Here is an 18590-nt window from a genome sequence, read left to right as displayed (position 1 = left end):
CGTCACCACCGAATTCCTAGCCTGCCGACAACTATTCACAACGCGCAATATAATTTCGCTGCAATGAAGTGAGCGCGATGACTGCAGGTCTCGGGAGCGTTTATCTCTGCGGCCCCGATAGGTTCACCTCACGCTCAGCCCGAAAAACATTGCTGTGCAGGCTGGCGATCCACTGCCGGCCGCTAGAGGTAACATTGAGATACCGGATCGCAAGCTGGATCTGCGGTGCAACGTTGGTCCAGTAGAACTGAGGAAATTTATAGACGATATCAGCTGGCGTTGCATAGCCGAGTGCCTTGTTCAGTCCGACCTCCTCGAACTCATGGAACAGAGCATTTGATTTCCTGATGTAATTAGGATCGCCGAGCTGGCCAATCAGATCCGCAGCACGCAACAGCAATCCTTCTTCCTCATCGAGGTCATCTCCTCCTCCGTTTGTTGCATCGATGTAGGGAAAGCGCGTGTATTCGATGGCCCGGGCAATCCGGGCGGCGTCGACTTCCTCCACGGCATGGAGCCGCTCAATCACAAAGAGCTTTGAGCGGTCGACATGGTAGGGTGCGAGCGCGGCATCGGAGGATCCAACCGGCAATGCAATTTTGCGCCCAGTAAGGTCCGCAACATAAGCGCCGTCTTCATCGCCTTGGATAATGCCCCGCACATATCCAATGTCATGGGTTAGGCAGGCCATAATAAAGTTCGCATAGTCGGTTGCGGTGGTGGTACGTTGCAGGGCACGCCCAGCCAGGATGTCGTTCCCGACCAGCGTAACCAGCATGGTATGTTCGATATTGTGATAGAGTGCGTCACTATTTGCGATGCACTCCAATGCCAGCCTAGCTGCAAAGGGCAGCAATTTCGTCAGATCGGAATGCGAGGAGCGGAAGCGGTCTTCGGTTTCCCGCGCGAGAAAAGAGCCAAGGGCTTGCGCCGTCAGTTGAGGAATTGTGATCATCTCGGCTCCCTATCTTGCCTCGTTGTTGTTGCACCATGATCGCCGGGTCCTCAGCGGTATCCTCCACCTTCAGCATCGTCAAAGCCTGAGTGCCTGCGGATTTCAACGGATGCTGCTAGTGAGAGTCCCCTGAGAGTTGGTTTGAATCAATGCTCTGAAAGCCAGAATCCCGAAGCGTTCGATGTCAAATAGAGCTGAGCGCTAGCGGCCCGCTGTCCCACCGAGCGCGTACTTCACCCCACCCCTTGGCCCGTCGGTGGGACTACATACAGCGTCAGTGCAAAAACTGCATAAATGAAGATGAGCAGGGCGCCGACGAACCAGGCCGAGCGGCCGCTGCTCGTAATGAAGCTCGCTGTCACGGTCGCAATCAAGACCATGGTGACGGCGCCGGGCCAGAATTGCAGGCTCATCGGCATTGGTCCGACGACATAGCTGAGTAGCACCAGGGCGGGGGCAACGAAGAGCGCAATCTGGGAGGCGCTGCCAAGCGCGATGCTAACGCTCATGTCGAGGCGGTCCTTGCGTGCCGCAGAAAAGGCTACGGCAAACTCGGCGGCGGCCCCGACCATTGAGACAATAATAAAGCCAACGAAGGCCGGACTCATTCCAAATGTTGCTGCGGCCTTCTGCACTGACTCGACGAAAATCTCACTTACAAGTGCAACCAGCACAGTGACAACAAGCAGTGTGCCCACCGCAAGGGCAATCGGCCAATGTTCCTCATCTTCGCTATGCGCGGCGCCTGCGAACAATTCCTTGTGGGTCTTCAGCGAGAACAGCAAACCTAGTGCGTAGGCAATGATGAGCAGGATGGCCAGGCCAATGCTGAGCTTCTGCATGACGGTCTCACCCTGCACAAGATCCAGGTCGGCGACCGCGGATGGGGCAAGCAGGGCGACGGTCGCCATGAGTAGGAGACCGGAGTAGAGCCGCGCGCCGGAGCGATTATATTCTTGGACATGGTAGCGCAGGCCGCCGAGGAGCAGACAGGCACCGAGCATGAAGAGGGCATTGGTGACAATCGCACCAGCAATTGACGCCTTCACCAGCATGTACTGGCCGGCACGTAGCGCGGTGATCGCAATGATCAGCTCCGTTAAGTTTCCCAGCGTAGCATTGAGCAATCCGCCGACGGCATCGCCGGTCTTGGCGGCAACCGCTTCGGTCGCGTGGCTGAGCAGGGCGGCCAGCGGCACGATGGCGAGAACCGAAAGCATGAACAGCAGCGTATGGGAATGCGGCGCTATTGCTTCCGCGACTAGTACGGCAGGCACGAAGATCAACATCCAAAGCAGCGGTGTGTGCTGAATTTGCTTGAGCAGGGGTTTCATGGCGGCGCCGTCTCCATATCGAATGCGACGGCGGAAACTCCGATCCCATCGCCGGACCGGTATTGATCTAGCTCAACAAGACCTCGAAGTTGGAAGAACGCGGACGCACTTCGACCGCTCTTCACCACATCCCCTACAAAATGCCGGCGTTGCGTCAGAAGCCGTCGGGAGGGCCAGATTTCTTCTGACGGTGCGAGGGCTATGCACATCATCAGTATCTAGATGCGTTAGGATTTGCCGACCTTGGATCTTAAGTGAGTGTGAGCATCAGGCTGACGATCTGGGGATCTTTCCGCGGGGCTGCCTTGAAGCCGAACCTGGTGAAAATCTTTCGCATCGCAGTGTTCTCGGGCAGAACTTCTGCGGTCAATTCTTTTAGCCCGGCATCGCGCCCGAGATTGATGAGGTGGCGCATGAGGATCGAACCCACTCCGCGCCCTTGCCAGCCATCGACGACCATAAACGCCATTTCGGCCCGATCTGGCTCCGAGACGATATATCGGCAACCGCCGATCAGGATATTTTGGCCGGTTTCCTCGACTCGCGCGATCAGTGCGACATGGTTCTCAAAGTCGACGTCCATGAAGAAAGCGCGCTCCTTGTCTGAGAAATGGCGCTTCATGACGAAAAAGCGCCGCTGCAGCGACTGCACGCTGGCCTGCGCCAGCGCGGCGAGCATGTCGGGCTCGTCTTCGGGGCGAAGCGCCAGGATATTCACCGGGCGGCCATCGCGTAACTGCTCTTGCGCGGCGTAGGTGGCGGCATCGGACATGGGAACTCCGCTGGCTGGTCGGGTACACTAGTTCGGACCAGTGCCAAGCAAACTGCGGTCGACGGACGGGTGCTTGATCTGGATCAAGACCGCGGGCGAGTGCAACGGCAACGCTCGCACGACCTGCACAGATCAAGGCGCGTCCGTGAGAACCGTCCGTCAATTTCTATCCGGAGACGTCATCATCCAGCTTGTAGTCCGGCTGGGACTGCTGGCTTTGCTGGTGACCTGGACATTTATCGTGATCCGTCCCTTCGTGCCAATTCTGGCCTGGAGCGGTGTCCTTGCAGTCGCCTTCTACCCCGCCTTCAACTGGCTGGCCAAATTGCTGGGCGGTCGTCCAAAGACCGCCGCAGTCATCCTCACCATCGTCAATCTTGCAGTTGTCGTCGGGCCGGCGACATGGCTAGGCTTGAGCGCAGTGGAGGGGGTGAGACAGCTCGCCGGTGAACTGACCGCCGGGAATTTAGCCATTCCGTCACCGCCCGAACAGGTCAAGGAATGGCGGATTGTCGGGCCGAAGCTCTACGAATTCTGGGGGCGGGCATCCAGTAACGTCCGGGCGGTCTTGCGTGAGGTTGCACCGTATTTGAAGCCCTTGGCGGGCACGATGCTCACACTTGCGGGCAGCGCCGGTGTCGGGACGCTCAAATTTCTCCTGTCTGTTCTTATAGCCGGCTTTCTCTTTCCCTACGGTCTTCAACTGGTCTCGGGCGGGAGGCGCCTTCTGTCACTTATCGTCCATGAGCAAAGCGAACATTTGCTGGATTTGGCAGGGGCGACAATCCGCGCCGTCTCCCAAGGCGTGATCGGCGTCGCGGTCGTACAGGCCCTGCTGGCCGGCATAGGCTTCAAGATGGCCGGCATTCCCAGCGCCGGCCTTCTGGCTTTCGCGGTCATGTTGCTGACTATTGTTCAGATTGGCGCAGCAATCGTCCTCTTTCCCGTGATCATCTGGATCTGGATGGACAAGGATTTCGCCACAGCGCTGCTGCTGACATTATTTCTCACCGTCGTCGGCATTCTCGACAACATATTGAAACCGCTCGTGATGGGGCGCGGGCTCACGACACCGACGATCGTCATCTTCATCGGAGTCATCGGCGGAACGCTCGCGCACGGAATTGTCGGCCTCTTTATCGGGCCAATTGTTCTCTCGGTTGCCTGGGAGTTGATCGCCGCATGGATGCGTGAGGATCGTTCGCAACCCGCGCCGAACTGACTTAGACCCTTGACCTAGATCAACGTTACGCGCCGGGAAGCCCCTTGAATGAGCTTACGCGACGATGAGGTCGGAACATGTCGATGGAAACGCCAAACCTGCCAGGCGGCCCCATGTCTGGGCTTGTTGCCTCGGCAGTGGAGTACATGGTCGATGCGGGGCAGCGGAGCATGTTGTTCCTGGACGTCATGCGCCAACGCGGCGATCAGTATCGTGAGCACGTCGCGCAGACAGCGCCGCATGTATTGCAATATGCAGCCGAATTGATCATCGATGGTCGCGAACTGATCGAACCCGTCAACTATGCACTGGTCCGCATCGTTCCGCCAGATGACGTCGAAATCGATATCGAGCGGCGCCCCTTCATCGTGATCGATCCTCGTGCTGGTCACGGTCCGGGAATCGGCGGATTCAAGGCTGACAGTGAGATCGGCGTAGCGATGAGAGCGGGGCACTCCTGCTATTTCATCGGCTTTCTCCCCGAACCTATGCCGGGACAGACCATCGAGCGCATTGCGCGCGCCGAGGCGCAGTTCATCGAGAGAGTCATCAACCTGCATCCCAAGGCCGACGGCAAGCCCTGCGTCATCGGCAATTGCCAGGCCGGTTGGGCCGTCATGATCCTGGCGTCACTGCGACCCGAGCTATTCGGGCCTCTGATCATCGCAGGGGCTCCGTTGGCTTATTGGGAAGGCGTGCACGGCAAATACCCGATGCGTTATTCGGGTGGCCTCATGGGCGGCAGTTGGCTCACCGCAATGACCAGTGATCTCGGTGCGGGAAAATTCGATGGCGCGTGGCTGGTGCAGAACTTCGAGAGTCAGAACCCTTCGAACACACTGTGGACCAAGCAGTATAACGTCTACTCCAATATTGATACCGAGGCGGATCGCTATCTCGAGTTCGAGCGCTGGTGGGGCGGGCACGTCAATCTGAACGCCGAAGAAATCCAGTTCATCGTCGACGAGCTTTTCATCGGCAACAATCTTGCCGTGGGCAAGGTCGAGATGTCAGACGGACAAAAGGTGGACTTGCGCAACATCAGGTCGCCGATCCTGGTGTTCTGTTCCGAGGGTGACAACGTTACGCCGCCGCAACAAGCGCTGAATTGGATACTGGATTGCTATGCTGATGTGGATGAGATCAGGGCGTATGGGCAGACGATTGTCTATACCGTTCACCAAAGCATCGGCCATCTCGGCATTTTCGTTTCCGGTGGCGTCGCCAAGAAGGAACACGCCGAATTTTCTAGCAATATCGATCTCATAGATGTGCTGCCACCTGGTCTCTACGAAGCGACCTTCGAGGCGAAGGGCGAGGAGACCACGAACTCCGACCTTGTCGTAGGCCAATGGGTGATGCGCTGCGAGGCGCGGACGCTCGATGATATCAGGGCCATGGGTGGCAATTCGCCTGAGGACGAGCGGCGTTTCGCCGCGGCCAAGCGCGTCTCTGAGATGAATCTCGCAGCCTACCAAAAATTTGTTCAACCCTGGCTTAAGAACGCAGTGACGCCGCAGATGGCGGAGATGATGCGTAATTTGCACCCGTTACGACTGCAGTATGAAGCCTTCAGCAGCAAAAATCCGTGGATGAGCGCCGTAAAGTCCGCAGCCGAAGGCATTGAGGATAACCGTAAACCGGTCTCGAAGAACAATCCCTTCCTGGCATTCCAGGAGCAGATGGGAGAGCAAATCGTTCATCTGCTGGATAGCTGGCGTGACTCTCAGGAGGCGCTGAGCGAAGCCATGTTCCTCAACATCTATGGTTCACCGGCGTTGCAGGCGGCCGTCGGCATTGATCCGAAGTCCGAGCCGTCGCGTCGTCGGGAGATGTCGGATGAACACCGCTTGATGCTCGACAAGAGGATCGCTGAGTTAAAATCGAAGATTTCCCAAGGGGGCTTACGCGAAGCGACCTTGCGCTCATTGCTCTATGTGGGTTCTGCGCGGGGAATGGTCGATGAGCGAAGTATCGAGGCACTGCGTCAGGTTCGGAGCGATCACGCTGGAGCACGACTGACGCTGCCTGAGTTCAAGATGTTGGTGCGTGAGCAGTTCTTTATGTTGTTGCTCGATTCTGAAGGGGCGCTGGCCGCTATTCCGAAGTTGTTGCCCGCGGACGGTGCTCAAAAGCGATCGGCCTTCACGGCAATGCGTGAGATTTTGTCCGCCAGCGGTGACATCGCTGGTGAACGCGCGAGCCGTTGGGCGCGGATCGCCGGATTGTTCGGCGTCGACGCCGGAGAGGCGGGGGCGTCAAACGTTGCTGCGTTCGACCCTGAGGCACGAGCGTCGTAAAGAAATTTCAAACGGGGGAGCAACATCATGTCAACCGACGCAAGCCAGGCACAATCTCCCAGTAAATATGATCGATTGATCGCGTTGGCGCAGGCCGTGCCGCCGGTTTCAACCGTCGTCGTGCATCCTTGCGACGAAACATCACTACGCGGAGCTGTCGACAGTGCGAAGGCCGGCATCATTCGGCCAATCCTGGTCGGTCCCGAGCAGAAGATCAGGGACACCGCGGACAAGGGCGGATTTGACATCACGGGCTTTGAAATCGTCGATGCCGCGCATAGTGAGGACGCTGCTGCCAAAGGCGTCGAATTGATCCACGCAGCCAAAGGCGAAATGCTGATGAAGGGCAGCCTGCACACCGACGAGCTGATGCGCGCGGTGACGGCAAAGGCGGGCGGCTTACGCACCGACCGGCGCATCAGCCATGTCTTCGTGATGGATGTGCCGGCCTATACCGAGACCATTTTCGTCACAGATGCTGCGATCAACATCTTCCCGGACCTTGGTGCCAAGCGAGACATCATCCAGAACGCCATCGATCTCTACAATCAGGCCGGGTTCGGCCAGTCTCCTCGCGTGGCGATCCTGTCTGCGGTTGAAACCGTTACCGCCACGATTCCTTCGACGATCGATGCGGCAGCGCTGTGCAAAATGGCCGACCGAGGTCAGATCACCGGGGGATTGCTCGACGGACCGCTGGCATTCGACAACGCCATCGATGTTGAGGCGGCGCGGATCAAGGGTATCAAGTCCGAGGTCGCAGGCCGCGCGCAGATACTGGTTGTTCCTAACCTTGAGGCTGGCAACATGTTGGCAAAGAACCTGGCGTATTTCGCCAAGGCCGATGGTGCGGGAATTGTGCTGGGTGCCCGAGTGCCTGTTGTGTTGACGTCACGAGCCGACACGGCACGCGCGCGGATGGCGTCCTGCGCTATCGCGTCGCTCTATGCGCATGCCAGGCGTCAACGCGCGCCAACGGTCGCTGGGTGATAGCCATGGACACAATCCTTGTCGTCAATGCTGGCTCGTCGAGCGTCAAGTTTCAGGTCTTTTCGGTCGAGGGAGAGGGGAACTTAGACAGGCGGATCAAGGGCCAGATTGATGGAATCGGCAGTCGTCCGCGGTTACGTGCGAACGGGCCTAATGCTGAGCCGATGGCCGATCGTGTCTATCCGATCGAGGCCGTGGCTGACGTGCCAGCTGCGATGTCTGTCGCCGGCGCCTGGCTCCGCGAAGAACTCAATATCAACCCCGTCGCCGTCGGCCATCGCGTCGTCCATGGCGGGCCGGATTATGCAAATCCGGTATTGATTGATCACGGCGTCGTGGGGCGCCTGGAGCGATATGTTTCGCTGGCCCCGCTACACCAGCCGCATAACCTGGCGCCGATCAAAACGATCCTGAACAACTTCCCGGCTCTGCCGCAGGTCGCCTGTTTCGACACCGCCTTTCATCGCGATCACAACGCTCTCGCGGATCACTATGCGATTCCGTACGAGCTCCATGCCGAGGGCATCAGGCGCTACGGCTTCCACGGCTTATCGTACGAATATATCGCCAAGCGCCTGCCGCAGGTTGCGCCCGACGTCGCAGGCGGACGCGTGATCGTCGCCCACCTCGGCAGTGGTGCCTCGATGGGTGCGATCAAGAATGGAAAGAGTGTCGAGAGTACAATGGGCTTTACGGCGCTCGATGGGCTCGCGATGGGAACGCGTGTCGGTCAGCTCGATCCGGGAGTCGTTCTGTATTTGATTGCAGAGAAAGGCATGTCGGTATCGAAAGTGCAGGATTTTCTCTATCGGGACTGCGGCCTGAAGGGGCTATCTGGCGTCAGCAACGACATGCGTGAACTTGAAAGCAGCGGGGATCCGCGCGCGGCGTTTGCGATCGACTACTTCGTCTATCGAGTGGGGCTGCACGCCGGCATGCTCGCTGCCGCGTTGCAGGGTCTCGACGCCTTCGTGTTCACGGCTGGGATCGGTGAGAACTCGGCATCGATCCGGGCGCGCATTGTCGAGAGGCTTGCCTGGCTCGGCGTCGTGCTTGATCCGGCAGAGAATGCTGGACACGCAAGCAGGATATCGCGATTCGATAGCCGTATTCCCGTCTATGTCATTCCTACCGACGAAGAGCTGATGATTGCGCAGCATACGCTATCGTTGTTGATGAATCCGAAAACGCACGATCAGAAACATGAGAGAGTGTCATGAAGATTCCGGTATATCCAGAGACCAGTATCGCGTTGAAAGGCAAGAAGGGGCTCATCGTCGGTATAGCCAACGACCAGTCTATAGCTTGGGGCTGCGCCAAGGCCTTTCGGGCGCTTGGCGCCGACGTTGCCGTTACATATCTGAACGAAAAGGCCAAGAAGCACGTCGAGCCGCTCGCGGAGGCGCTGGAGTCTCCAATCTTCATGCCGCTTGATGTGATGGTTGAAGGCGAAACCGAGAAGGTGTTTGAGCGGATCGGCAAGGAATGGGGGCAACTCGACTTTCTTTTGCACTCCATTGCTTTCTCGCCCAAGAATGCGTTGCATGGCCGTGTGGTTGACGTTGATCGTGAGGGCTTTCAGAAGACCATGGACGTTTCGTGCTGGTCGTTTATGCGGATGGCGCACCTGGCGGAGCCGCTCATGAAGAACGGTGGCACGCTGTTCACCATGACCTATTATGGCAGTCAGATGGTGGTGAAGAACTACAATGTCATGGGTGTCGCGAAAGCGGCTCTCGAGGCCGCAGTGCGTTATATCGCGGCCGAACTCGGTCCAAAAGGCATTCGCGTGCATGCGATTTCGCCCGGGCCTCTGGCAACGCGCGCTGCGTCCGGCATTCCGGAGTTCGACGAACTGATGGACAAGGCGCAGTCGCAAGCGCCGTCGCGCAGTCTTGTCAGCATTGACGATGTGGGGAGGGCGACTGCATTCCTCGCGCTCGACGGTGCCAAGCTGATCACTGGAAGTGTGCTCTATGTCGATGGTGGCTACCACATTATCGATTAACGTGTGGCGTTCTTGCTTCAGCTGAAGTGTAGGCCGATTACCTCAGCGACGCAGGCAGGGCGCTTGCCGCCCTCGATCTCGATTGTCACGCGATAGTGGGTGCGCAAGCCGTTGGGTGGTACTTCCTCGGCTTCCGCTATGCTGACGCGGCCGCGCAATTTTGAACCGGCCGGCACAGGCGAGAGATAGCGGACGCGGTCCGCGCCATAGTTAAGGGTATTCTTCAGCCCCTTCAGACCCATCACTGAGCGGATAAACATCGGCGTCAAGCTCAGGGACAGCAGGCCGTGAGCGATAGTCTTACCACCCGGCATCTCCGTTTCCGCGCGCTCCTGGTCGACATGAATCCATTGCTCGTCGCAGGTCGCTTCCGCGAACTTGTTGATGCGGTCCTGCGTCACCTCAATCCAGTCGCTAACGCCGACCTCTGTACCGACGGCGGCCTTGAGTTCTTCAAACCCGTTGAAAATCCGCATGAATGTGATCCGATTCCACAGGTTACAGTTTCATTTCGGGAACTTTGTCTGGAACGACGAGCTCGGCCTCCGTCACCGCCAGTACCTCGGCGATGGTGACGCCGGGCGCCGTCTCCTGCAAAGTTGCGTTGCCGCCAGGAAAGGCGATGACCGCCATATCGGTAACGACGAGATCGATTGGCCGAACCGACGTGAGTGGTAGGTTGCATTTGGCAACAATCTTAGACTTTCCCTTGGCTGCATGTTGCATGGCAACGATTACACGTTTGGCACCACTAACGAGGTCCATCGCGCCGCCCATACCTGGCACCATCTTGCCGGGAATCGTCCAGTTGGCGAGCCGCCCGCCGGCATCTACCTGCAGACCACCGAGTACGGTGATGTCGACATGGCCACCGCGGATCAAACCGAACGACATCGCACTATCGAACGTGGCGGCGCCGGGCAGCGCGCTAATCGGCTTGCCGCCGGCATCGGTCAGCAGCGGATGAGCCATGCCCTGCTCGGGGATGGGACCGGTGCCAATCAATCCGTTCTCGGACTGAAAGAAAATGTTCAACCCTGGCGGCACATAGTTAGCGACCAGAGTTGGAATGCCAATGCCTAGATTGACGAGGTTGCCCGGTCGAAGCTCTTGCGCCACGCGGCGGGCGATAGTGGTTTGTGCATCCATAGATCACCCGTTCGCGACGAGGTAATCGACCAGGGGGGCGGGGGTAATAACGTGGTCGGGCGCGATGACGCCGACCGGGACGATATGCTCCGCGGTGACGATGACGGTGTCCGCCGCCATCGCCATGACCGGATTGAAGTTGCGGGCCGTGAGGGCGTAGGACAGGTTGCCGGCGTAGTCGGCAAGAAATGCGTGCACAAGCGCAAAATCGGCGCGTAGGGCGGTCTCGAGCAGATAGCTCTTCCCGCCCACATCGATCTTTTGTTTGCCTTCCTCGACCAGCGTCCCGACGCCAGTCGGCGTCAATACGCCACCCAACCCACAGCCACCGGCGCGAATGCGCTCGACGAAAGTGCCCTGCGGGATCAGATCAACGGTGATCTGTTTGCCCAGCATTTGCTGTTGAGCCTTCGGATTGAGGCCAATGTGGGTCCCGATCATGTGGGCTACCTGTGCGCCCTCGAATAGTTTCCCGACGCCTTTACCGGGGGTGGCCGCATCATTGCTGATGAGAGAAATGTTCGACTTCTTCTGCCGCACTAGTTCGTCGAGCAGGCGCTCCGGCGTTCCCACACCCATGAATCCGCCGACCATGATGCTTGCGCCGGTCGGGATCATCGCAATGGCATCTTCCAGAGAAACAGCCTTCATAATGGAGCTCCGGTCAACAGTCGATCAGGAGAGCCGATGGTGAAGAAGTGTCGGTGTACGAAGCCGGTGCTCCTTTGATCTGCGTCAAGACTTGTCATTATTTCCTTCGCGAACAGAGACTCCCACGCCTTCGAGGGCTTCCGCCCAGAGCTTGCGGATCTCTGCGTGGCGCTCTTCGAGAGTAGCGCTCACGGCTTCACGGAAGGGCGTCAGATTCGGGCTCTTTAGAAGAAGGATCTGTGCCTGCAGCAGGCGGCCGCTTTCAAATTCAATACGGCGCAGCGCCGTGACGAATGGATCATGCGTGTCGGCTTCGACCGGCAAGAGGGCGGCGGGCCGAATTCCAGCATGTATGGCATGCGCGCGGGCAGCCAAATCACCCGCCAGTGCCAGGGGGGGATCGTCAATGCCTTCGATGGGCTTTGGGAGCCATGTCGTTTCCCAAGACGCTGCCAAATAGCTCAGTGCAAGATCGGGTATCCATGATGTTGCGCGCAGCAACAGGGAAACGATTTCCGCTTCTCGATAGAATTGCGCATTCAATTCGGTCTGCCAGGCGGATTCGAGCTTGAGTGGCATGGCGAACGCGAAGTGTCGCGCCAACGCGCCGTGGGCCGAGATCAAGAATGCTGCGACGCGTGTTTGCTGATGTAAGGGCACGCGGCCTTCGGGGTCGAGTGGTCCGAAGAACGCCCTCATCGTATCGTTTCCTGTACTGGTATCGCTCGCAGATGGTCGTAGCCGGCTGGAAATGGAACGAGCTGCCCGCCGGCTTCTTCCGGAGCAATCCAGACAGCCTTGTTGCCTTGCCAGCCCCCCGCCAGCACATCCTCTGCAAAGCGTGCGAGCAGGTCGGCGGTGAGCGCGGGTTTCTCCAGCGTAAAGGCATGGTAAGCGCGTTGAACGATGACAAGCGAGCTGTCTGGAATTTGGATACGCAGGGTCTCGTGGAGTGCACGTGGCGTCAGAAAGTCGAATTCACCGTTGAGGATCATCGTTGGTACGCCGATTAGAGGGAGTTGCGGCGTCAAAGGCTGGAAGTCGAGGAAAGACTCCATCAGATTCTGCAGGGCGTAAACGTCATTGATAAGCCAGCCTTGCCGCTTGACGTTGTCGAGCGTTTCCAAAACCGGCTTCAGCCACTGGTCGCTGACGTTCATTGGCAGCAGTAGGTCCTGAAGATAGCTGGTGCCGCCAAGGACTAACCCGGTTCGCAAAGCATTGCCGAGCAGATACAGTTGAGGCGGTAGCTCGGCAAAGCAGCTCATCGGCACCAGACCGGTCAACCGTTGGCCGTGTTCGATTGCATAGCGCAGTGCAATAAGGCCGCCGAAGCTGATGCCACTCAGAAAAATGGGACCGTCGCCGAGTTCTCCAATTAGGAGATGTAATGCGGCGACGTGGTCGTCCTGACGGATGAACAGCGCGGGCTTATCGGACGCACCTTGGCCGAGCAGATCGAACGTCGCGACGCGGAAGTGACGCGCCACCAGTGCGTCGCGATAGGCCGTCCATAATTCAGCGTATTGCGTCAGTCCGTTGACCAGAACGTAGACGGGCGCGTCCGTCGGTCCGTCGAGCTCATAACGTATCCGATATGAACCGTAGCTCAGGAAGGGCATTGCGCTGACCGGTTGGCGATTTGATCGTCGCAATGATCAGCGGACGAAGACAATTTCTATTGAGCTAGATCAAGCATTTCCTGATTGAGCCCCTCAACATATGCACAAAACATCATCGGGAGGAGACCGTCATGACCGGTAGAGCTGCCATGAAACGTTGCCTCGTCAGCCTGATCCTGTTGCTGGTTGGCACTGCAATTGCGGTTGCGCAACCCTTCACACGCCGGTCGTCGCAAGTGCAACATGATGGGCTGAAAAACTACTATGAGGTGCCAAACTTCAGGTTGGGCGGTAAGTATGATCTGAACGATCCGACCAAGTGGGAGAACGGCGGAGAGGGCGGGGTCACGCTGGAGTCGCTCGGTGGCGGACAATTGCGCACCGCGTACGTCGCGATTGGGAATGCGCGCCGCAATGCGGCCGGCGAGATCACCAACGCCGTTGTCATCAATTCCTATTATTCCGGTGACTCCACTGACATGTATGAGCAATGGGTCAAGGGGGCTGCCCTGTCGGGCGGCGTGCCGACTATTGGTCCGGGTCGACCGATCGATACCGACCGGTACTATGTTATTATGGTCGATCCGCTGGGGACCTGGGGTGCTAGTAAGCCATCAGACGGTCTAGGCATCAAATTTCCGCAATACAGCTATTTTGATATGGTGCAGGCTAACTACCGCATGTTGCGTGATCACCTGAAGGTCGCGCGCGTGGCGCTTGTTGCTGGCGTCTCGATGGGCGGCACGCAGACCTACGTTTGGGGTGTGCTGCATCCAGAGTATATCGGCGCACTTATGCCGATCGGCGGAACGACCCAGTCCGACGCCGAGGACCCCGTCGGCAATTGGACTTTTCAGTTGATGACGGCCGCGATCCAATCTGATCCGGTATGGCAATCCACCAAAGGTGATTACTACAAGCTTCCCAAGGAGAGGCACCCCTTGCCGGGCATGGCCTTCGGCTGGTCGGTGCTCGGCCTGACCGGATATGATTTCGGCTTCAGGACTACTCAGAGTTTCGCATCGGTACAGCCCGAGGTCTTCTATTGGGATCCACCGAACGAGAAGGCCGGTCTCAGTGTCAACAATCGCTCCAAGATGTATGATGCGGTCGACCTTGTCTGGCGCAATCGAGTTGGTGAAACCTACAACGTCAATCCGTACCTCGGCCGAATTCAGGCGCGCACATTGGTGATGCACATCACCAATGATCTCTGGCTGAACTTCAAGCTCGCCCAGCGCGCCGTCGATCGCGTGCCGGGCGCGGACCTCATTTCCGAGGAGAGTCCGGTCGCACACTACGGCGTGTTCCCGATTATCAACAATCGCAAGAACGATCCGAAGTTCGTGGCTTTCATGGACGACGTGGCGAGCCTTGATCGGGCGCAGAAGTTCGTCGACAAGAATTATCGTGTTCCTGGTGTTGCCGAGAATGTGGATAAGACAAAATCATTCTGGAAAGATCATGTGACCTATCCTTATCCGGTCAAATACGCGACCGCGAAGGACAAGCGTGGAACGCCCTGGCAGATCGGCTACATGGACGAATATGCTGGGACCGACAAGGAACCGAAAGTTCTTGTCGTCATTCACGGGAAGGGCGCGTTTGGCGGGCACTACGGCAATATCATGCAGTATGCGCTGCGCAGCGGACTGCGCGTGATCGTTCCGGATTTACCTCATTACGGCATGTCAGGGCCCGGCAATCTAGATAAGAGCCCGGCGCGGACCATGCAGGACATGCGCGAGGTGATTTACGATCTCGTTGTCAATCAGCTCGGCGTCAAAAAGGCGCATTACCTTGGACACTCGCTTGGTGGTCAGTTTGTGATGGGTTACGCGCTCACTTGGCCGGATGCAGTGCAGGGCCTTGCGCTTGAAGCGCCGTCTGGCCTTGAGGAGTATCCGCGCGACATCACGATCGCCAAGGACAAGAAAGCGCGCTTGTTCGATGAGGCCTTCGGCCGCGATTTCGACAAGTGGAAGCAGAGCTGGGAGCAGACCGGAATTCTCAAAGCGGAAATGGGGCGATCTGAGCCGAACATCCGCGACTTCTTTTACTTCAAGAAACGTGACCCTGAGACCGGCGTGGTGTCGGCTGCCAAGAGCGGATACTTCTTTAGCGACAGCGAATATGCCCGCTTCCATACGGAGCAGCGTGTTGCGTTAACGAAGGGAAATCCCAAGGAGCTCGAGCAGTGGTGTAACGTCTTCATCTTCGACGTCTACACGATCGGGGCGGAGTTGCAGCAGGACGATCCGAAGAACCTTTACGATCGGCTGACGGAGATCAAGGCGCCGATCTTCCTCGCGTTCGGGGACAAGGAGCCATTTATCCCGACGCCTGCTTTTAACGGGCTAACCGACCTGGGACGTGACGTCATTACGCCGTTCATGTCGCGCATGACCAATGCCGGTAACCGGCCGATGCTTAAAATCTATCCGGAGACCGGACACTTCATCCATACGGACAATCCAGTTGAATACTCCGCAGACGTGGTCGATTTTGTAACGAAGGGAACCGCCGACACCAGTTCACCACTCGGCACTGACCGTATGATCAGGGGAGCTGTCGCGTCAGCCGTCCCTTTAGCACCGACGCCGCCCGGAGCTGCGCCGACTGCCGGCCTGAACAAGTAGGGTGATACATGCCAAGAGTGCGGGCAGGTGAGGTCTCTCTGGGCTGGCGGGAGTGGGGACGAGGCGACGTTAGCGTCGTCTTCGTTCACGGCAACCTCGCCAGCAAGGATTGGATCGAAATCGCCGCACCACTGTTTCCTTCTGGACTGCGCGTGATTGGAATCGACTGGCGCGGTTGTGGCGACAGCGACCAGCCGGAACCTGCAGCCGACTATAGCAACTACTCCATGCAGCAGCACGCGGAGGATATGTTAGCCGCGATCGACGCTCTGGACGTCAAATTCTGCCATCTTGCTACGCACTCAACGGGCGGCATCATTGCCGCGCGTATGTTGTTGATGCAACCGGAGCGCTTTGGGAGCGTATTCTCCCTCGATCCAGTTTCACCGCTCGGTATGGCCTTCAACGCCGATCAGATCGGCGTTTTTCGGGCGATGATGGCAAGCAAGCAAGTCACGCGGACGGTAATGGCCAGCGCGGCGTCCTCGCTATTCTTGCCAGATAGCTTGGCGCCAAATGCGATCCCACGTTTTCGCGAAGGGCTCGGGGAAATTCAGGCCCTGTTTGAACGCATCATCGAACAGACCTTCGGCGTTTCTGAAGGGATCTGGATCGGCACGCCGCTAAATCTTACCCGCGAGCGAGAAATTGGAGAACTCAAACGCCGCATGCCGGATATCCGGCATCCCCATCTGGTGTTGTGGGGGGAACAGGATGGCTGGATTCCGCCAGCCGATCTCCGGGCGATGGCTGCGGTAATGCCAGATTGCCGGCTCGTGGTTGTGCCCGGTATCGGGCATTCGATGAATCTTGAACTACCCGCGCTCTACGCAGGCTATTTCGGCGCATGGTTCGGAGGGCGTTCGAAATAGCAGGGATCTGGGCAGGCAATGGCAATTCAGCTCCTCGTCGGCACGATCGTTACCGTGATCACCATCATGGTTCATGCGCTGGTCACCGTTGGTGCAGTGGGCATCGCCCGCTCAGCAGGGCTACGGCACACCACGCGACCGAGACTTCACCTGATGGCCGTGATGGTTGGGGTTGCTGCCGTGCTGATGATTGCACATACGCTGGAAATGCTCGCTTGGGCGCTGGCCTATGCAATAGTCGGCGCTGCCCCAGACGACAGCGACCTTCTTTATTTCGCATTCGTAAATTACACCACCCTCGGCTACGGCGATATAACGCCGGTGCAAGCGTGGCGGCTGATCGGGCCGATGACCGCCATGAATGGCATTCTGATGTTTGGTTGGTCGACTGCGGTCCTCTTCGAAGTGTTGCGTAAGACGCTGGATCATCTTGCCGCGATCGGTGCGCGCGGCTTCAGCCCTGTAGATCCAGACTAGCGAGTCTGCTTCGGTCCAAGAGTACAATCTGACGCTGAGTGTTGCCGATGAAACCGAGAGTCCTCAGTTCGTGCAATCGCGACAGTACGCGGGAAACAGTTTCCAGCGTTAGGCCCAGGTAGTCGGCGATATCGCGGCGTGACATCGGCAGGGCCATAGTGCCCGCGGCAGACAACCGCTTGTCCATCTCAAGCAGGAAGGCCGCGACCCGCTCCAGCGAGGTCTTGCGGCCAAGCAGAAGCATGTGATCCTCCGCGTGTTGCAGATTGCTTGTGGTCATACTGAGCAAGTTGCGCGCGACCATGGCGTCGCTTTCAGCCACGATCTCTAAACTTTGTCGCTTAATGAGGCGAACAGTGGTGTCTACAATCGCTTCCGCAGTGAACCGATGCTCGCCACCGTTCTCAAGGCCGAAGATGTCTCCGGCGAGGTGAAATGCGCCGATCTGACGGCGGCCGTCGGAGAGCAGTTTGTAGCTTCGCACGGCACCGGATTTCACCTGATATACGTACTCTGCAGGCTCTTTCTCCCCGTAGATCTCGGTGCTCTTTTTGTAAGTAAACTCATTCAAGCTGACGATGGGATTCGAGTCGCTGGCCATGCCGAACTCACGGAGGGAATTGGGGCGAGGCGTCGGATTCGTAGTCGTGCGAGCAAACATGGGTCAACTCCCCTCACCAAATGATCGCCAGAGCAACGTTGCATTGCAGGGAAGTGTTGAGCTTTTCGCTTCCTCTAGAGCTGATCTAAGACTAGGGTGCAACCTTAGGCTATTGGTCCAAAGGTCATTGTCCCAAAGTACAATGCGCGAGGCCTTACGTCGCCAAGGGCATTACGCTTGGAATGAATCATTTGAGCGGATGGACGGCGCACTCGCATGATCGATAGGAGAGAATGCGAAGGTCGGTCGGGCAGGAAATGTCAGAGCTGTGGTTGTCATTAGAGAAACTTGATCTCAGAGGGCAAAATGCCTGGTTTGATCCATGTAGTGGATGACGACGCGTCGTTTAGAGCTGCGATCGAACGTCGGCTCAGGGTGGCCGGGTATGAGGTTGCGGTATATGCTTCGTCACAGCAGTTTCTGGATCGATTGCCAGACGTTAATCCGCGCGCGTGTATCGTGCTGGATGTTCAGATGCCGGCACTTAACGGCCCGCAATTGCAGAGCCGCTTGATCGAGCTAGGCTCGAGTATGCCGATCATCTTCCTTACGGGACATGTCGATACCGCGGTAACGGTGCGAACGATCAAGGCCGGCGCGGAAGACTTCCTGACCAAGCCCGTGACATCACAGCAGTTGATTGATGCGATTGAGCGTGCGCTAGCGCGCCAGGAGTCTACGGGAGGTCAGCAAGAAAAAACCGCCTTATGTCGCCTGCTGGTTTCATCTCTTACGCCACGTGAGCGACAGGTGTTCGATCTAGTGGTACGTGGAAATATCAACAAGCAAATCGCCATAAGTCTGGGAACGACGGAGCGCACGATAAAAGCGCACCGCCATCAGGTAATGGAGAAAATGCGTGTCCTTTCACTCGCAGAACTCGTTTCTATCGCGGAGCGGCTGGGGATGCGCGACCGAGCTTGAATCGCAGCGGCCGC

The 18590-nt window shown here is 57.8% G+C and carries 18 protein-coding genes; 9 read left to right on the top strand and 9 right to left on the bottom strand.

All coding sequences use genetic code 11. The features are described from left to right. Nucleotides 1-100 precede the first annotated feature (100 nt). The 3 genes from AB8A50_RS06770 to AB8A50_RS06760 all read right to left on the bottom strand — a co-directional run bounded on the left by AB8A50_RS06770 (nt 101) and on the right by AB8A50_RS06760 (nt 3061). A complete protein-coding gene (locus AB8A50_RS06770; protein ID WP_439077202.1) occupies nt 101-955 on the bottom strand; it encodes a metal-dependent phosphohydrolase in 855 nt (284 codons plus the stop codon). 233 nt (nt 956-1188) lie between these two features. Further along, nucleotides 1189-2289 carry a calcium/proton exchanger gene (gene cax / locus AB8A50_RS06765; protein ID WP_120289492.1) on the bottom strand — a complete coding sequence of 367 codons (1101 nt, stop codon included), beginning with the start codon at nt 2287-2289 and terminating at the stop codon, nt 1189-1191. A gap of 250 nt (nt 2290-2539) precedes the next feature. Continuing rightward, nucleotides 2540-3061 carry a GNAT family N-acetyltransferase gene (locus AB8A50_RS06760; RefSeq protein WP_439071793.1) on the bottom strand — a complete coding sequence of 174 codons (522 nt, stop codon included), beginning with the start codon at nt 3059-3061 and terminating at the stop codon, nt 2540-2542. 145 nt (nt 3062-3206) lie between these two features. Between AB8A50_RS06760 and AB8A50_RS06755 the strand changes: the two genes are divergently transcribed. The 5 genes from AB8A50_RS06755 to fabI all read left to right on the top strand — a co-directional run bounded on the left by AB8A50_RS06755 (nt 3207) and on the right by fabI (nt 9581). Continuing rightward, nucleotides 3207-4283: an AI-2E family transporter gene (locus AB8A50_RS06755; RefSeq protein ID WP_120290302.1), complete on the top strand. Its 1077-nt coding sequence runs from the start codon at nt 3207-3209 to the stop codon at nt 4281-4283. A 77-nt stretch (nt 4284-4360) separates the two neighbouring features. Further along, nucleotides 4361-6583, top strand: coding sequence for a DUF3141 domain-containing protein (locus AB8A50_RS06750; protein ID WP_120289496.1), 2223 nt, complete (start codon nt 4361-4363; stop codon nt 6581-6583). Between the two features lie 27 nt (nt 6584-6610). Next, on the top strand, nt 6611-7573 hold the full coding sequence (locus AB8A50_RS06745; protein ID WP_120289498.1) for a phosphate acetyltransferase: 963 nt from the start codon (nt 6611-6613) through the stop codon (nt 7571-7573). A gap of 5 nt (nt 7574-7578) precedes the next feature. Further along, on the top strand, nt 7579-8793 hold the full coding sequence (locus AB8A50_RS06740; RefSeq protein ID WP_120289500.1) for an acetate kinase: 1215 nt from the start codon (nt 7579-7581) through the stop codon (nt 8791-8793). Next, on the top strand, nt 8790-9581 hold the full coding sequence (gene fabI / locus AB8A50_RS06735) for an enoyl-ACP reductase FabI (RefSeq protein ID WP_120289502.1): 792 nt from the start codon (nt 8790-8792) through the stop codon (nt 9579-9581). The genes AB8A50_RS06740 and fabI overlap by 4 nt, the downstream gene beginning before the upstream one ends. A gap of 17 nt (nt 9582-9598) precedes the next feature. Here the strand turns inward: fabI and AB8A50_RS06730 are convergent, their stop codons facing one another. The 5 genes from AB8A50_RS06730 to AB8A50_RS06710 all read right to left on the bottom strand — a co-directional run bounded on the left by AB8A50_RS06730 (nt 9599) and on the right by AB8A50_RS06710 (nt 13003). Beyond that, nucleotides 9599-10057 carry a MaoC family dehydratase gene (locus AB8A50_RS06730; RefSeq protein WP_120289504.1) on the bottom strand — a complete coding sequence of 153 codons (459 nt, stop codon included), beginning with the start codon at nt 10055-10057 and terminating at the stop codon, nt 9599-9601. Nucleotides 10058-10079: 22 nt separating this feature from the next. Beyond that, on the bottom strand, nt 10080-10730 hold the full coding sequence (locus AB8A50_RS06725; protein ID WP_120289506.1) for a 3-oxoacid CoA-transferase subunit B: 651 nt from the start codon (nt 10728-10730) through the stop codon (nt 10080-10082). Between the two features lie 3 nt (nt 10731-10733). Continuing rightward, nucleotides 10734-11381, bottom strand: a complete 648-nt coding sequence (locus tag AB8A50_RS06720) for a 3-oxoacid CoA-transferase subunit A (RefSeq protein WP_120289508.1) — start codon at nt 11379-11381, stop codon at nt 10734-10736. A gap of 84 nt (nt 11382-11465) precedes the next feature. Next, nucleotides 11466-12080, bottom strand: coding sequence for a hypothetical protein (locus AB8A50_RS06715; protein ID WP_120289510.1), 615 nt, complete (start codon nt 12078-12080; stop codon nt 11466-11468). Next, the gene (locus tag AB8A50_RS06710; RefSeq protein ID WP_439061637.1) at nt 12077-13003 is read right to left on the bottom strand and encodes an alpha/beta fold hydrolase; all 927 of its coding nucleotides are present in this window, start codon (nt 13001-13003) and stop codon (nt 12077-12079) included. Before AB8A50_RS06710 ends, AB8A50_RS06715 begins: the two co-directional genes overlap by 4 nt. 131 nt (nt 13004-13134) lie before the next feature. Between AB8A50_RS06710 and AB8A50_RS06705 the strand changes: the two genes are divergently transcribed. From AB8A50_RS06705 to AB8A50_RS06695, 3 genes are read left to right on the top strand one after another with little or no spacing between them, the layout of a single operon-like run. After that, nucleotides 13135-15642: an alpha/beta hydrolase gene (locus AB8A50_RS06705; RefSeq protein WP_120289514.1), complete on the top strand. Its 2508-nt coding sequence runs from the start codon at nt 13135-13137 to the stop codon at nt 15640-15642. Between the two features lie 8 nt (nt 15643-15650). Continuing rightward, on the top strand, nt 15651-16514 hold the full coding sequence (locus AB8A50_RS06700) for an alpha/beta fold hydrolase (protein WP_120289516.1): 864 nt from the start codon (nt 15651-15653) through the stop codon (nt 16512-16514). Nucleotides 16515-16532: 18 nt separating this feature from the next. Further along, the gene (locus AB8A50_RS06695; protein WP_089264203.1) at nt 16533-16991 is read left to right on the top strand and encodes a potassium channel family protein; all 459 of its coding nucleotides are present in this window, start codon (nt 16533-16535) and stop codon (nt 16989-16991) included. Here AB8A50_RS06695 and AB8A50_RS06690 read toward each other — a convergent pair. Next, nucleotides 16969-17652: a helix-turn-helix domain-containing protein gene (locus AB8A50_RS06690; protein ID WP_120289518.1), complete on the bottom strand. Its 684-nt coding sequence runs from the start codon at nt 17650-17652 to the stop codon at nt 16969-16971. The two genes, AB8A50_RS06695 and AB8A50_RS06690, sit on opposite strands and share 23 nt — an antisense overlap. A 306-nt stretch (nt 17653-17958) precedes the next feature. Between AB8A50_RS06690 and AB8A50_RS06685 the strand changes: the two genes are divergently transcribed. Next, on the top strand, nt 17959-18576 hold the full coding sequence (locus tag AB8A50_RS06685; RefSeq protein ID WP_120289520.1) for a response regulator: 618 nt from the start codon (nt 17959-17961) through the stop codon (nt 18574-18576). Nucleotides 18577-18590: the final 14 nt, after the last annotated feature.

It is taken from the genome of Tardiphaga sp. 841_E9_N1_2 (genome assembly GCF_051811065.1).
GTDB lineage: Bacteria > Pseudomonadota > Alphaproteobacteria > Rhizobiales > Xanthobacteraceae > Tardiphaga > Tardiphaga robiniae.
This window is presented reverse-complemented; position numbering and strand designations above follow the sequence as displayed.

Excerpts from the sequence above, each read along its gene's own strand:
- AB8A50_RS06740 (WP_120289500.1), top strand. The coding sequence starts at position 7,579 with ATGGACACAATCCTTGTCGTCAATGCTGGCTCGTCGAGCGTCAAGTTT.
- AB8A50_RS06720 (WP_120289508.1), bottom strand. The coding sequence starts at position 11,381 with ATGAAGGCTGTTTCTCTGGAAGATGCCATTGCGATGATCCCGACCGGC.
- AB8A50_RS06700 (WP_120289516.1), top strand. The coding sequence starts at position 15,651 with ATGCCAAGAGTGCGGGCAGGTGAGGTCTCTCTGGGCTGGCGGGAGTGG.
- AB8A50_RS06760 (WP_439071793.1), bottom strand. The coding sequence starts at position 3,061 with ATGTCCGATGCCGCCACCTACGCCGCGCAAGAGCAGTTACGCGATGGC.
- AB8A50_RS06725 (WP_120289506.1), bottom strand. The coding sequence starts at position 10,730 with ATGGATGCACAAACCACTATCGCCCGCCGCGTGGCGCAAGAGCTTCGA.
- AB8A50_RS06750 (WP_120289496.1), top strand. The coding sequence starts at position 4,361 with ATGTCGATGGAAACGCCAAACCTGCCAGGCGGCCCCATGTCTGGGCTT.
- AB8A50_RS06715 (WP_120289510.1), bottom strand. The coding sequence starts at position 12,080 with ATGAGGGCGTTCTTCGGACCACTCGACCCCGAAGGCCGCGTGCCCTTA.
- AB8A50_RS06770 (WP_439077202.1), bottom strand. The coding sequence starts at position 955 with ATGATCACAATTCCTCAACTGACGGCGCAAGCCCTTGGCTCTTTTCTC.
- AB8A50_RS06710 (WP_439061637.1), bottom strand. The coding sequence starts at position 13,003 with ATGCCCTTCCTGAGCTACGGTTCATATCGGATACGTTATGAGCTCGAC.
- AB8A50_RS06695 (WP_089264203.1), top strand. The coding sequence starts at position 16,533 with ATGGCAATTCAGCTCCTCGTCGGCACGATCGTTACCGTGATCACCATC.
- AB8A50_RS06690 (WP_120289518.1), bottom strand. The coding sequence starts at position 17,652 with ATGTTTGCTCGCACGACTACGAATCCGACGCCTCGCCCCAATTCCCTC.
- AB8A50_RS06745 (WP_120289498.1), top strand. The coding sequence starts at position 6,611 with ATGTCAACCGACGCAAGCCAGGCACAATCTCCCAGTAAATATGATCGA.
- AB8A50_RS06730 (WP_120289504.1), bottom strand. The coding sequence starts at position 10,057 with ATGCGGATTTTCAACGGGTTTGAAGAACTCAAGGCCGCCGTCGGTACA.
- AB8A50_RS06705 (WP_120289514.1), top strand. The coding sequence starts at position 13,135 with ATGACCGGTAGAGCTGCCATGAAACGTTGCCTCGTCAGCCTGATCCTG.
- AB8A50_RS06685 (WP_120289520.1), top strand. The coding sequence starts at position 17,959 with ATGCCTGGTTTGATCCATGTAGTGGATGACGACGCGTCGTTTAGAGCT.
- cax (WP_120289492.1), bottom strand. The coding sequence starts at position 2,289 with ATGAAACCCCTGCTCAAGCAAATTCAGCACACACCGCTGCTTTGGATG.
- fabI (WP_120289502.1), top strand. The coding sequence starts at position 8,790 with ATGAAGATTCCGGTATATCCAGAGACCAGTATCGCGTTGAAAGGCAAG.